General features: G+C 54.8%; 11 protein-coding genes. 8 read left to right on the top strand and 3 right to left on the bottom strand.

Annotated elements, in window-relative coordinates; all coding sequences use genetic code 11:
* Nucleotides 1-26: 26 nt before the first annotated feature.
* Entirely contained in the window at nucleotides 27-2,759 is a 2,733-nt protein-coding gene (locus BMX22_RS09375) for a 1,4-beta-glucanase (RefSeq protein ID WP_074742216.1), read from the bottom strand.
* 446 nt (nucleotides 2,760-3,205) lie between these two features.
* Here BMX22_RS09375 and BMX22_RS09370 point away from each other — a divergent pair, with 446 nt between their 5' ends.
* The 8 genes from BMX22_RS09370 (at nucleotide 3,206) to ybaK (ending at nucleotide 8,412) form a co-directional block, all read left to right on the top strand.
* Nucleotides 3,206-3,439 carry a hypothetical protein gene (locus BMX22_RS09370; protein WP_074742215.1) on the top strand — a complete coding sequence of 78 codons (234 nt, stop codon included), beginning with the start codon at nucleotides 3,206-3,208 and terminating at the stop codon, nucleotides 3,437-3,439.
* Entirely contained in the window at nucleotides 3,426-3,719 is a 294-nt protein-coding gene (locus tag BMX22_RS09365) for a sigma-70 family RNA polymerase sigma factor (RefSeq protein ID WP_074742214.1), read from the top strand. The genes BMX22_RS09370 and BMX22_RS09365 overlap by 14 nt, the downstream gene beginning before the upstream one ends.
* Nucleotides 3,720-3,729: 10 nt before the next feature.
* Nucleotides 3,730-5,046: an aminotransferase class I/II-fold pyridoxal phosphate-dependent enzyme gene (locus BMX22_RS09360; RefSeq protein ID WP_074742213.1), complete on the top strand. Its 1,317-nt coding sequence runs from the start codon at nucleotides 3,730-3,732 to the stop codon at nucleotides 5,044-5,046.
* Nucleotides 5,047-5,121: 75 nt separating this feature from the next.
* Nucleotides 5,122-5,436: a TfoX/Sxy family protein gene (locus tag BMX22_RS09355; RefSeq protein ID WP_074742212.1), complete on the top strand. Its 315-nt coding sequence runs from the start codon at nucleotides 5,122-5,124 to the stop codon at nucleotides 5,434-5,436.
* Nucleotides 5,437-5,446: 10 nt separating this feature from the next.
* The gene (locus BMX22_RS09350; RefSeq protein ID WP_074742211.1) at nucleotides 5,447-6,430 is read left to right on the top strand and encodes an ATP-binding protein; all 984 of its coding nucleotides are present in this window, start codon (nucleotides 5,447-5,449) and stop codon (nucleotides 6,428-6,430) included.
* A 23-nt stretch (nucleotides 6,431-6,453) separates the two neighbouring features.
* On the top strand, nucleotides 6,454-7,320 hold the full coding sequence (locus tag BMX22_RS09345; RefSeq protein WP_074742210.1) for a PSP1 domain-containing protein: 867 nt from the start codon (nucleotides 6,454-6,456) through the stop codon (nucleotides 7,318-7,320).
* Nucleotides 7,320-7,943, top strand: coding sequence for an epoxyqueuosine reductase QueH (locus BMX22_RS09340; protein WP_074742209.1), 624 nt, complete (start codon nucleotides 7,320-7,322; stop codon nucleotides 7,941-7,943). Before BMX22_RS09345 ends, BMX22_RS09340 begins: the two co-directional genes overlap by 1 nt.
* Nucleotides 7,936-8,412: a Cys-tRNA(Pro) deacylase gene (ybaK, locus tag BMX22_RS09335; protein ID WP_074742208.1), complete on the top strand. Its 477-nt coding sequence runs from the start codon at nucleotides 7,936-7,938 to the stop codon at nucleotides 8,410-8,412. The genes BMX22_RS09340 and ybaK overlap by 8 nt, the downstream gene beginning before the upstream one ends.
* Before the next feature lie 366 nt (nucleotides 8,413-8,778).
* Here the strand turns inward: ybaK and recG are convergent, their stop codons facing one another.
* Together recG and BMX22_RS09325 are read right to left on the bottom strand one after the other, a co-directional pair.
* Nucleotides 8,779-10,815: an ATP-dependent DNA helicase RecG gene (gene recG / locus BMX22_RS09330; RefSeq protein WP_074742207.1), complete on the bottom strand. Its 2,037-nt coding sequence runs from the start codon at nucleotides 10,813-10,815 to the stop codon at nucleotides 8,779-8,781.
* A gap of 489 nt (nucleotides 10,816-11,304) precedes the next feature.
* Nucleotides 11,305-12,714 (bottom strand): hypothetical protein, encoded by a 1,410-nt coding sequence (locus tag BMX22_RS09325; RefSeq protein WP_074742206.1) that lies wholly within the window; start codon nucleotides 12,712-12,714, stop codon nucleotides 11,305-11,307.
* Nucleotides 12,715-12,730 lie beyond the last annotated feature (16 nt).

Raw genomic sequence — 12,730 nt, 5'->3', positions numbered from 1 at the left:
GCGCTTTGCAATGCCGTTTTGTCTGTTTACTTGGAAGAAGCGGGCAGCTTGTCGATCACCTTTGCATCGAGCTGCTGGATAGCGAAAGCGTCCTTGGCAGTAACGCCGTCACCCACGTCGCAGCAGTCGGCGTTAGCCGCGCCTTCAGCCGAGAGCCCGAACTTATCCTTGTTGGCTATGGACTGGAGTATAGCTACCGCGTCCGCAACAGTCACCTTCTTGTCGCAGTTGGCATCGCCGATGAGGGTAGCCTTTGCGCCTGTGGTGCTGCCCGAGCCTGTAGTCACAGCGGAAGTGGTTGTTGTGGTTGCAGCCTTTGTAGTTGAGGCTGTGGTCTTGGTCGATTCGGGGTGCGGAGTACCCGAGGGCTCGCCGTAAACGATGCCGCAGCCTACGGTAGACATATACACTTTTCCGAATTCGTCCATATCACCTACGAGGTAGTTGCCGTTGCCTGTACCGCCGTAGAGGTGTTCGGTGTTTATGCAGACCCAAGTCTTGCCGCTGTCCTGCGAGCGGTAGATACCCTCGGGGTCGGACTCCTCGGGCTTGCCGTACATGAAGAGCGTATTGGGGTCGCCCGACTTCTCGGGAGCGCCGTAGCCTACGCACTTGGCATAAGCGACGGTGTCGAGCTTGGTAACGGTTTTGCCCTTGTCGGAGATGAGGAACATACCCTGATTAGCGCCTGCGAAAGCGATAGTACCGTTTCCGAGGTAAGCGGGGTCGCCTGTCTCCTCGAATTTCCATGTGAGCTCCCAGTTATAGGGGCAGATGAGTGTCTCGGTGAATGTAGCGCCGTAGTCCTCGCTGATATAGAAGGAGTAGTGCGCCTCGTCGAGTGTGGGCTCCTTCTTGGACATATCCGACGACCAGTATTCGTTGTACTGAGCGCCTACAGCGTATACGGTCTTGGCGTCCTTGGGGTCAACGAGAGTATAAACGGTCTTTGAAGCCTTTATGCCCGAGCAGGTCTTCCACGTAGCGCCGAAGTCATCGGAGTAGGAGACTGCTCCCTTAGTGCTGGAGTTGATTATTCTGTACTTGCCCTTGGAGAGCTCTGTAATGGAGAGCTTGCCGCCCGTGCAGGCAGGCTTGAAGGTGTTCCATGTCTTGCCGCGGTCGAGAGTGTAGTAGCCGCTGCCCGTATTGTTGCCGTCGCCGTTGGCAGTTCTTGCCCAGACGTCGGTGTTCTGCGGGCAAACCGTGATAGCGGAGGTCGAACCCATATTGGGCTTGTACTGCTCGGGGATATCATCGGTATTTTCGTGGATGAAGCCGTCATAGTCGCCGATAGCCGAGAGGTCGAGACCGTCGGGAGTGCTGTAGAAGTCGAGACTTACGCACTCCTCAACGCCGTCGGGCTGGAAGTAGAACTGCACGCCCATCTCGTCCCAAGCATTGTCGCAGGCGAAAACGCCGTTGCCCGATGTGAGGAGGAGACGGTCGCCCTCTTTGTCTCTGGGGTCGATGACGATGCTGCTGCCCCAGTGGCAAGCCTTGCCGTATATCCAGTCATACCCGCCGAGCGACATAGGCAGCGAGACGAAATTCTTTACGCCCACGCCTGTTGAGTAATCTGTCGGACCTGCACCGGGAGTGATATCCTGCCATGTCTTGCCGCCGTCGCTTGAGCGGAAGAAGTGGTCGCCCCAGGCGATAGAGTCATCAGTCCAAGTCTCGCTGAACCACTGGTCGGAGAATACACCGCAGGTACGTGCAAAGAGCTTGTTGGGGTCTTTATTGTCAGCCTCTATCATGCCGATAGAGTTGTTGGAAACGGAGAGCTTCTCAGCCTTGCCCGACGCGATGTTATACTTGTAAGCGCCGCCCGCAGCTCCCGCGAAAGCGAGACCCGCGATATATGTGAAGAAGAGATTTCCGTTGTGGTCGCTTGTGATAGACAGAGGGTAATTGTCGTTCGGGAGAGCCTTAACAGCCTCGAACTTGTCGTCCTTGACGCTTGCAACGTGGACATTGGCCTTGCCTGTTATGGAAGTTCCGACGTACACCTTGCCGTCCTCGACGAGGATACAGCCGATGCCGTTCTGCTGGTTATATTCCTTTGTGGGCTCGGTGCCTCTTACCATATGGTCGGTCCACATGGGGTACTTGAGCTCGCCGCTGAAAAGACCGAGAGCGTCATATCCCTCTACGGGCTTCCACGACTTGCCGCCGTCTGTGGACTTGATGAGTGCGGATTTGCCTGCGGTGACGTCGCCGCCCGCATAGATAGTGTCGGGGTTATCGGGGTCAACAGCGATAGGCTCGATGCACTCACGGCCGTCGCCGTTTCCGTGTACCTGGATATGCTCGGTGACGTCAACGCCTTTGAAGGTCTTGCCGCCGTCGGTGGTCTTGTAGATAACGGTCTTAGCGTCAGAGAAGTAAGCACAGCCGCAGAGAAAGTAAGCTGTGAGGTCGTCGGTGGGGTCGATGGCTATGCCCTTGCAGCTGAGGAGACCTCTGTTGTCCTCGTTGATGAAGTCGAAGAGCTGTACCCATCTGTTCTGGTCGTAGTCGTATCTGTACGCGCCGCCCACGTCGGTACGCAGGTACATTTCGCTCTTACCTGCAACGATTCCCGAAACGAAGCCTGCACCGCCCATTCTGAGCGTGTCCCAGTTGTAGCTTGCGGAGATGTCCTTCGTGGCAGCGTACGCCTTATTTACGCTGTCCGAGGAGTTTCCCTGAGCTGCACAGGCAGCTGTGATGCCTAAAGCACAGACGCCTGCGAGAGTTTTTCTGAATAAATGCATAAGATTATCCCTCCATTTGGATTCCTGCCCAATGCCAAGGCAGATTCTTAAACTTATTGACTAATTGTCATAAGTTCTTCATGTTTTCCTGCAAGTATATATTATCATCATTTTAGCCACTTGTCAACTGATTTTTTGGAGATTTTTACGAATAAAACGTGACTTTTCTATGAACTCGAACACTATTTTACATATGCATAAGATTATAGTGCTTAAAGGCTGCTCTTCGGATTGTTAAAAGAATAAAATATATATCGGACACTTGACTTTCAGAAACAGACGTTCTATAATATAATCACAAGGAAGAGAACAAATGTTCTCAAAGCTGCCTTACTCCTCCTCAGACCCGTTGAGGGGGCGTTATCTCCCTAAATGTACTACATACACACCAACAACGGCAAATGCCGTGCCGAATTCTGCACGGCGTTGTCACAAGGAGGCTTGACATGGAAAAAATGATAAACGGCTACGTGGAAAGCTGCGCGAAGGTGAGGTCGCGGATAGCCGAACTCACGCAGCAGCGGAACTTTCTGAAGCAGCAGGGCGATATGGATAAGATAGAGGAGCTCGACCTCGAGAGGCGGATAAAGCTGCTCTACAGCGAGTACGGTCAGATGCAGGAGGTGCTCTTCGCTCTGAGGTCGTACGCAAGGAGGCGGGAGCAGAGTGCCCAGACGTGAGAGCTATTCCGATACCTATACGGGCGAAGCGGACAAGAATATCCGAGAGATACTTTTCGGGAGCGAAGACTCGCAGTACGCCCGCCTGAAAAGAATATTGTTAAAAGTGATAAATAATGAGCTTACTCCGAGACAAAAGGAAATAATTATGCTATACTATTTTAAGGATAAGGACACCACGGAGATAGCCGTGCAGCTCGGAGTCAGCCCGCAGGCTGTCAGTGCCGCGCGTGCAAGAGCGAGACTGCGCCTTTTCAAGGTGCTCAGATACTATATGTGAGGTATGTTGAATGGATACGCCGATATACGATTTTCTTAAAGGATACGCAGCGTCGGGAACAGTGCGCTGCCATATGCCTGGGCACAAGGGCAGAGCGCCCGCACTCGGCTCAGAACTTGACATCACCGAGATATCGGGCGCCGACAGCCTTTTCGAGGCAAGCGGCATCATACGTGAGAGCGAGCGCGGTATGTCCTCGCTTTACGGCACAGCCGATACGTTTTACTCTGCGGGAGGCTCTACCCTGTGCATACAGGCGATGCTCGCCGCAATGAAGCAGGAGGGCAGGACTGTCGTCGCCGCGCGCAATGTACACCGTGCCTTTCTCAACGCGGCGGCTCTGCTCGGGCTCGACGTCAAATGGGTGATGCCCGACTACACCGACGGCATACTCTCGGGGACGCTCAGTCTCGGAGATATCAAGCACGCCCTTGCAGATACGCCGAATGCCTGTGTATACCTGACCTCTCCCGACTACACGGGCAGAATGGCGGACATACGGGCAGTTTCCGCGATATGCCGCAGATACGGTGCCCCGCTCCTCGCAGACAACGCCCACGGAGCTCATCTTCGCTTCATGCCAACAGACTGCCACCCTATAACTCTCGGAGCGGATATGTGCTGCGATTCGGCGCACAAGACCCTCCCCGCACTGACGGGTGCGGCGATGCTGCACACATCCTCGGAGCACTATGCGGGAGTGCTGAGACAGTGCATGAGCCTGTTTGCCTCAACGAGCCCGTCTTACCCGATAATGGCATCGCTCGACCTCTGCCGAAGATATGCGGCAGAGCAGATAAGAGCGGATATATCGCTGAATCTTGCGGAGATAGACAGGCTCCGCCGAACGTTTGTCGAAAGGCTGTCCTTCGCGGACGGCGACCCCTTCCACATCACGCTGAGAGCGGCTGAGAGCGGCTATGACGGCTGCGAGCTTGCAAAGCTGCTGCGGGAGGGCGGAGCCGAGTGCGAATATGCGGACAGCGGCATAGTGATACTGCTGATGTCACCGATGAATACACGTGAGGACTACGCAAGGCTGACAGAAGCGCTCGAAAACGCACTGCACGCAGCAAAGAGGCTCGCCCCGCATTCGGACGGCATAGTCCTGCCGCTGCCGAGGAGGGTGATGAGCATACGCGAGTCGGTATTTTCTCCGAGCGAGGAGATACCCGTCGCCGAGGCTGAGGGACGCATCTGTGCGGCTGTGAAGGTGCCGTGTCCGCCTGCGGTGCCGATAGCGGCGAGCGGCGAGGTCATAGACCGTGAATGCATAGAAATATATAAAAGGTATGGGATAACGACGGTGAATGTGGTTTGCCGCTGATTCGGCAAGGCTCCGTTTTATCTCAGCAAAATCTTGCTATTCAAAACAATATGTGTTATACTGGAGATTGGTTATATGGCTACGGATAAGGGCTATCTTGAATATATCACGGAGCAGTTGTCGTCACTTGACGGGCTCTCGTACAGGGCGATGATGGGCGAATACATCATCTGTTACAAGGGCAGGATAGTCGGCGGGATATACGATGACAGGCTGCTCGTGAAGCAGACAGCGGCGGCGGAGCGGCTCATGCCGAACGCCCCGCGTGAGCTGCCTTATGAGGGAGGGAAGCCGATGCTCCTCGTGGAGGACGTCGACGACAGCGATTTCCTGTGCAGGCTGATAGAAGAAATGTACGACGGTCTGCCCGAGCCGCGGAAACGGAAGTAAGGTGAATGATATGAAAAAGATATACGGAAACAAACAGCTCCTTGCCACCCTTGCAGGTATGCGCGAGAGCGGCAGGACAGCCCATTCGCTGATATTTTACGGCGAGAAGGGCAGCGGCAGGAAGCTCATGGCTGACCACTATGCGGCTCAGCTGATGTGCGAGGCTCCCGTCGGCGGCGAGCCCTGCGGCAAGTGCGCGGCGTGCAGGAATGTGAGCACGATGTCGCACCCCGACGTGATATATGTCCCGACTGAGGGCAAGCTTGAGGGCTATACGGTCAAGATAGCGCGCTCTGTCATCAGTGACTCCATAGTCATGCCGAATAACGCGACAGGCCGCAAGGTCTACATTTTCCGAGACTGCCGCAAAATGAGCGTGATAACGCAGAATATGCTCCTCAAGCTCATAGAGGAGCCGCCCGACCACGCCTATTTCATCTTCACGGCGGAGTCTAAATACGAGTTCCTGCCGACCATAATCTCGCGCTGTGTGTGCTTCGGAGTCTCTCCGTGTACCGAAGAGGAGGCGGAGCAGTCGCTTCTCGAGAGCGGATTTGCCGAGGGAGAGGTAAAGTCGGCGGTGAAGTGCTTCCACGGCAATATCGGTATGTGTACCGACTATATCGTAGACCCCGAACTGCGCAAACGCGTGGATTTGACAAAAAGGCTCGCCGATAGTATAATAGGTAAGGACGAGTACGGACTTAATCTGGCGCTGTTCTCACTGGGCAGCAGCAGGAACGATATCCGCGAGGTGTTTTCCATGACGGACAAGCTCATGCGCGACTGTGCCGTACTCAACCGCAGCTCCGACGCGTCACTGACAGGCTGCTACCGTGAGGGAGCCGAAAGGCTCGCGAAAATGGTAACGGCGTATCAGGCAGCGCGTATCCACAACAGTATCGAAAAGGCGTGGGGAGCTATGGAAGCAAATGTAAATCCGCCGCTCGTGCTTGCAGCCCTGAGCGCGGATATGATAGAAATAGTCCGCTGAAACGGACGGGCAAGGAGCTTTTTATGAAAGAGATAGTGGGTATCCGCTTCAAGAGCGTCGGGAAGATATATTACTTCTCGCCTGGGAATATCAAGGCAAATATCGGCGACCGTGCGATAGTCGAGACAGTAAGAGGCGTGGAGTGCGGCGAGGTCGTCATCGCCAACAGGCAGATAGATGACAACGCGATAAATTCGCCGCTGAAGCCGATAATCAGGCTTGCCGACGCGAACGACCTCAAGACGGTTGAGAAAAACAAGCAGCGCGAGAAGGAAGCCTTCCGCATATGCGAGGAGAAGATAGCCCTGCGCAAGCTGAAAATGAGCCTTGTTGACGTCGAGTGTACCTTCGACAACAACAAGATGCTTTTCTACTTCACAGCCGAGAACCGCGTTGACTTCCGTGAACTGGTAAAAGACCTCGCGGCAGTGTTCCGCACACGTATAGAGCTGCGCCAGATAGGCGTCCGCGACGAGGCTAAGATACTCGGCGGACTGGGCATCTGCGGCAGAGAGTTCTGCTGCAAGGCGCATATGGGCGATTTCAACCCCGTGTCCATAAAAATGGCGAAGGAGCAGGGGCTCTCGCTGAACCCGACCAAGATATCGGGCACCTGCGGCAGACTGATGTGCTGCCTGAAAAACGAGCAGGCGGCGTATGACTCGCTGCTGAAGATAACGCCGAAGGTAGGCGCTATCGTCGTGACTCCCGACGGAGACAAGGGCAGGGTAGAGGATGCGAACCTCATCACGGGCAAGCTGAGGATAAAGACCGAGAAGTCCGAGGTGCCTGTAACTCTCGACAGGAGCGAGGTGAAGCTCCTCAAGGACGTTGAGGTCAAGCTCAGCAAGGAGGAGCTGAAAGCTCTGAAAAATCTCGAGGACAAGTAATGCAGAAGCCGAATTACGGAAAAATGCTCGACGCCAAGCTCGCCGAGCTGGAGAAGAGCGGCGAAAGACCGCGGCTGATGCTCCATGCGTGCTGTGCTCCGTGCAGCAGCCATACGCTGCTGTATCTGTACGGGCATTTCGACATCACGGTCTACTTCTGCAACCCGAATATCGCTCCCGAGGAGGAGTACAACTACCGCAAGAACGAGCTGAAACGGCTCATAGCGGAGCTCGGGCTCGATGTGGACATGATAGACGAGGACTACGACCCCGTGCCGTTTTACGAGCTTGCAAAAGGGCTCGAAGACCTGCCCGAGCGCGGTGAGCGCTGTCAGAGGTGCATAACCTACCGACTGCGCAGAACAGGCGAAAAGGCGCATGAGCTCGGCTGTGACTTTTTCACGACCACACTTACGATAAGCCCGCATAAGGACTGCGCCTTCATCAACGAGTGCGGCGGAGCGATAGCCGAGGAGTGCGGAGTTGCCTACCTTTATTCCGACTTCAAGAAGCACGACGGCTACAAGCATTCGATAGAGCTCTCGCGGCAGTATAATTTATACAGACAGAATTACTGCGGGTGCGTGTTCAGCAGGAGAGATACGGAGAAAGAAAATGGCTAAGGAACTGAAAACTAACGCGATGCGTTTCCTCGACAAGAACAAGATAAGCTATACCGTTCAGACTTACGAGTGCGAGGAGTTCATCGACGGCTTACACACCGCTGAGGCTCTCGGACAGCCCGCGGAGGAGACCTTCAAGACCCTCATCGCGCACGGAAAGTCGGGGAGCTACTACTGCTTTCTTCTTCCCGTCGCAGAGGAGCTCGACCTCAAAAAGGCGGCAAAGAGCGTGGGGGAGAAATCGGTGGAGCTGCTGCACGTAAAGGACATCACCGCGGTGACGGGCTATGTCCGCGGAGGCTGCACACCCATCGGTATGAAGAAGCAGTTCATGACCGTGGTACACAGCACCGCCGAGCCCATGGAGCTCTTCTACATCAGCGGCGGACGCATAGGCACGCAGATACGCCTCTCTCCGACCGCGCTCGTCAAAGCGATACGCGGCAGGTTCGAGGACATAATAATGTGAACGAAAACGAAAGGGCGCACATAAGGGCTGTATTCATACAGAAGCAATACGGATATTAATTGAGGGAAACCCTTTTGAAAAAGGGTTCTCCCTCAAACTCCCTTCCTAAAACTTTCAATTTAAATTTTGCCCCTATGGGGTACTCTCCTGATATGAAAAGAGTAAGTCTTTCTTTTCAATGAGAGTACCCCATAGGGGCAAAATTTGGACTAAAAGTCTTTGGAAAGGGGTTCGGGGGAGAACCTTTCTTCAGAAAGGTTTCCCCCGATAAATGTCCCGTAATGCTTCCGTATAGGTACAGTCCTTATGTGCGCCCTTTCGTTTTTGCATTGCAGGGAACGTTGCCCTCACGACTTCTGCTCTTGTTCACCCGATAATATCCTTGTCGAACAGTCTCATCGTATCGAGTTTCAGAGCGCGGTGCTGAGGCTTGCTGAGCGTGGGGTCGTTCGCGAGGATACGCTGAGCGCATTCCTGCGCCATTCCCGAGAGCTCCATGCTGCACGCCACATCTGCTATTTTCAGCGGCGGAAGACCATGCTGAGCGCTCCCGAAGAAGTCGCCTGGACCGCGCATTTTCAGGTCCTCCTCGGCTATCTTGAAGCCGTCGGTGGTGTGGGTCATTATCTTCATGCGCTTCATGCAGTCCTCGTTGGTGTTGTCGGTGATGAGGATACAGTAGCTGAGAAACTCGCCTCTGCCGACTCGTCCGCGGAGCTGATGCAGCTGAGAGAGCCCGAACCGCTCGGCGTTTTCGATGACCATGACAGCCGCATTCGGGACGTCCACGCCGACCTCCACGACCGTAGTGCAGATAAGCGCCTGTATCTCACCGTCGCGGAACTTTTTCATGACCTTTTCCTTTTCTGCCGCACGCATACGCCCGTGCAGCAGAGCCGTGGAATACCCCTTGAGATTACCGTTTGCGGCGTCCTCGGCGTAGGTCTTGACCGCGAAGAGGTCGCTGTCGCTGTCCTCTATCATCGGGCAGACCACATACGCCTGCCGCCCCTCGTCGATGAGTTTGCGCACGAAGCCGAAAGCGTCGGCGCGCTTTTTGCCCGTGACAGCGTAGGTCTTGACGGGCTGTCTGCCCTTGGGGAGCTGTGAGATGACGGAGATATCGAGGTCGCCGTATATCATCAGCGCAAGAGTGCGGGGGATAGGCGTCGCGGACATTACCAGTCTGTGCGGAGAGTCGCCCTTTTCCGCGAGCGCGGCGCGCTGAGCCACTCCGAAGCGGTGCTGCTCGTCAGTGATGACGAGCCCGAGCGCCTTGTATTCCACGTCCTTCTGTATTATCGCGTGAGTGCCCACGATGACGTCTATCTCGCCCGCCGCGAGCCTTGCGCGGATATCGTTTTTCTTCTTAGCGGTTGCCGCGCCTGTCAGCAGACACACGTTCAATCCGAGCGGCTCGAGCAGAGCCGAGAGCGTGCTGTAGTGCTGTGAGGCGAGTATCTCCGTCGGAGCCATAAGAGCCGACTGTATGCCGTTTTTTGCGGCAAAACAGCACGCGGCAGCCGCAACGGCAGTCTTGCCGCTCCCGACGTCGCCCTGCAACAGGCGGTTCATCGGCGTATTGCGGCAGAGGTCGCGGATGATATCAGCGACCGCCGAACTCTGCCCCTCTGTGAGCTCGAAAGGCAGATTGCGCGAAAAATCGTCGATGCTGACAGAGCTGTCCATGGCGAATGCGGTAGTTTTCCTGCGGCGGAGCTTCATCATCGTCATTCCGAGCTGCAACTTCAGCAGCTCGTCGAAGGCAAGACGTCGGCGAGCCTCTTCGGCGGCGGAATCACTTTCGGGGAAGTGTATATTCTCGAGCGACCACATCAGCGGCGGGAGCTTGTATCCGTCGAGTATCTCCTGCGGGAGCGTCTCGAAGGGGAACTTCTCCATAATGCCGAGAGCCTGCCGCATATTCGTGCGCACCATATTAACGGAGAGCCCCTGCGTCAGGCGGTATATCGGCTGTATCAGCACGCTCTCCTCCGCCTTGATGAACACGGGAGCGGATATCTCGCGGCGCATGAGGCTGCCGTTGACCTTGCCGTACATATAGTAGGTCTGACCCTCCTGCATAGCCTGAAAGCCGTAGATGTTGTTGTAGACGACGATGACTATGGAGTCGATGCCGTCGGTGGCTATGGCATTGCAGATCACGAGCCCGCCGCGGACGCGCTGGGGGCGGTTTTTCTGCAATATCGTGAGTTTGAGCACATTGTAGTCGCCGAGCTTAGACTGGCATATCGGGACATAGGCGCGGAAGTCGAGGTAGGCGCGCGGTATATGGTAGATGAGGTCGTAGGGGGAGTTTATGCCGAGCTTGCGGTACTTTTCGCCGCGCGCCTTGCCTACGCCCTTTAGGTATTCTATTTCGGAGAAGAGGTCGGCAGCCATGGAGAGCTCCTTTCTGGAGGATTATCCGAAAGGCGGAACTAAGCCGTCGGTATCGGAGCGGCGACCGCCCGACGGCGGTCATTGAATACACATTAATTATAGCGCAGGCGCAGAAAAGTGTCAAGCCGACCGCGCTGAGGATCGGATGATCAATAATACATTGACATTTGGTAATATCACGTTATAATAAGATTATGGGTACTGTGTAACGGTAGGCGGTTCTCCCAATTCGGGAGGTGATGCCCTATGACATTTTTGGAACTCACAGAGTTTGTAATTATGCTCACAGGCGTTATCACTTTGGTGTATTTGGTCACAAAAGACCATTACAACAAAAAATAATTTCTTTACATAAAAAGAAATAACCGCCCCTCTTCCAAAGTCGGCGGTTATTTCTTAATCGTTTAAACTATTGGAGAACCGCTTATCGCAGTACCCTTTTTTATTATTATATCACGAAAATCAAAAAAGTCAAGCACTTTTTCATTATCACCACCACGTCGTCGGGACGCTGACCTGCGGTGTTTCAAACACGAAGAGCTTGTCGGGGTCATACTGATATCGGCTGTTATATCCGACAGCGAGCGAATCGCTTGGGGCATATCTGCGTGCGAGCATAAGGAGACTGGCGGTCCTGCCCGACAATCCGCAGAAATACGCGCCTCCGTCACCCATGCGGTACTCCGCACCAAGCTCGGGTACTATGTAGTACACCTTGCACATCCTGTCATCGCCGCTGCCGCTGAAATCGTTTGATTCCACGAGAGCGATAAAAGCGTCATCGGTCTGGATGGACTCTGCCCATCTGAATCCGTCAAACTTCATTTTCAGCCTTTCGCGGTTTTTGATATCGTAGGTATAGAGCCAATTGCCGCTTATGTCCTCGAAGCTCGCGATACAGAATTTGTCCTTCCAGAGCAGTATCTTCGAGTAGAAGTTGAGGTCGGTCTGCACCGTGTAATACTGGGTCTTAACGGTTATGGACGTGTATTTTTCGCCGTCGAATCCGCCCGTCACTTCCGCAGGCACGCCGTCGCAGTACACCGCACCGTAGTACGGAGGGGAGGTGCCGAGGCTCTCTGCCTGTTCCGCGGTCAGAGACTCGCCTATCTCCTTGGTGGAGAGGTCAAATTCCTTAGCTTCCATGGCATCGGTGCCGTTGTCGACGTAAAAGACAAAGCCTTTCTCGCTTTCATAGAAATACCGTATCAGCCCGCTGACCTCGCAGACCGTCTCCTCCTCGCCGCTTTCGGGGTCGATTGAGCGGACAGAGGTCTTGACACCGCCGTTTTCCTCGTCGGGGGAGTCAATGCAGTACATGAGCCTGCCGTGAACGGCGCGGATATTCCTGAAGCTTTCGTCGCACTCGAGCCCCGAGTGCGAGACGAGCTCCCTGCACTCGCCCGTTTTCAGGTCGTAGCGGTATAGTGCGGAGTCGTGCTCGCCGCACCAGTCATCGTAGTTTACACCGAGGAAGAACTTGTCGCCGATAAATATGGCATTGTCGATGAAGCCTTTGCACGGCTCGGAAAGTATCCTTCGGCACTCCTCCTCTACCTTTTTCAGCATGGTCTCATCAGAACCGTAATAATTGGAATAATCGCGGTCGCTCAGGTCAGCCTCAGCTTTGCAGGGTGACATTCTCTCCCCGAAGCTGAGACCGCTGAGGTCAGTGCAGCTTATCTCCGCGGGCGGCATCCCTTCGATGAGGTCGGACTGAATGTCGACGGGTGTGAAGTCCGCCTCGGTGAGTTCGACGAACTGCGGTTCGGCGGAAGTCTCGGTCACAGCGGGCGCAGTCACGTCACCGACGGGCTCGCTGCTGTCGGGCTTGTCCTCGCAGGAGCACAGCCCCGCGAGCAAAGCGCCTGTCAGGATAAGAGCTATATATTTTTTCATGGTCGTTACCTCCTTG

Origin of the sequence: Ruminococcus sp. YRD2003 (genome assembly GCA_900109435.1) — a bacterium.
Classification (GTDB): Bacteria; Bacillota; Clostridia; order Oscillospirales; family Ruminococcaceae; genus Ruminococcus; species Ruminococcus flavefaciens_G.
This window is presented reverse-complemented; position numbering and strand designations above follow the sequence as displayed.

What these genes read in the sequence shown, in the direction of transcription:
- BMX22_RS09375 (WP_074742216.1), bottom strand. Translation starts at nt 2,759, where the DNA reads ATGCATTTATTCAGAAAAACTCTCGCAGGCGTCTGTGCTTTAGGCATC.
- BMX22_RS09370 (WP_074742215.1), top strand. Translation starts at nt 3,206, where the DNA reads ATGGAAAAAATGATAAACGGCTACGTGGAAAGCTGCGCGAAGGTGAGG.
- BMX22_RS09360 (WP_074742213.1), top strand. Translation starts at nt 3,730, where the DNA reads ATGGATACGCCGATATACGATTTTCTTAAAGGATACGCAGCGTCGGGA.
- BMX22_RS09355 (WP_074742212.1), top strand. Translation starts at nt 5,122, where the DNA reads ATGGCTACGGATAAGGGCTATCTTGAATATATCACGGAGCAGTTGTCG.
- BMX22_RS09350 (WP_074742211.1), top strand. Translation starts at nt 5,447, where the DNA reads ATGAAAAAGATATACGGAAACAAACAGCTCCTTGCCACCCTTGCAGGT.
- BMX22_RS09345 (WP_074742210.1), top strand. Translation starts at nt 6,454, where the DNA reads ATGAAAGAGATAGTGGGTATCCGCTTCAAGAGCGTCGGGAAGATATAT.
- BMX22_RS09340 (WP_074742209.1), top strand. Translation starts at nt 7,320, where the DNA reads ATGCAGAAGCCGAATTACGGAAAAATGCTCGACGCCAAGCTCGCCGAG.
- ybaK (WP_074742208.1), top strand. Translation starts at nt 7,936, where the DNA reads ATGGCTAAGGAACTGAAAACTAACGCGATGCGTTTCCTCGACAAGAAC.
- recG (WP_074742207.1), bottom strand. Translation starts at nt 10,815, where the DNA reads ATGGCTGCCGACCTCTTCTCCGAAATAGAATACCTAAAGGGCGTAGGC.
- BMX22_RS09325 (WP_074742206.1), bottom strand. Translation starts at nt 12,714, where the DNA reads ATGAAAAAATATATAGCTCTTATCCTGACAGGCGCTTTGCTCGCGGGG.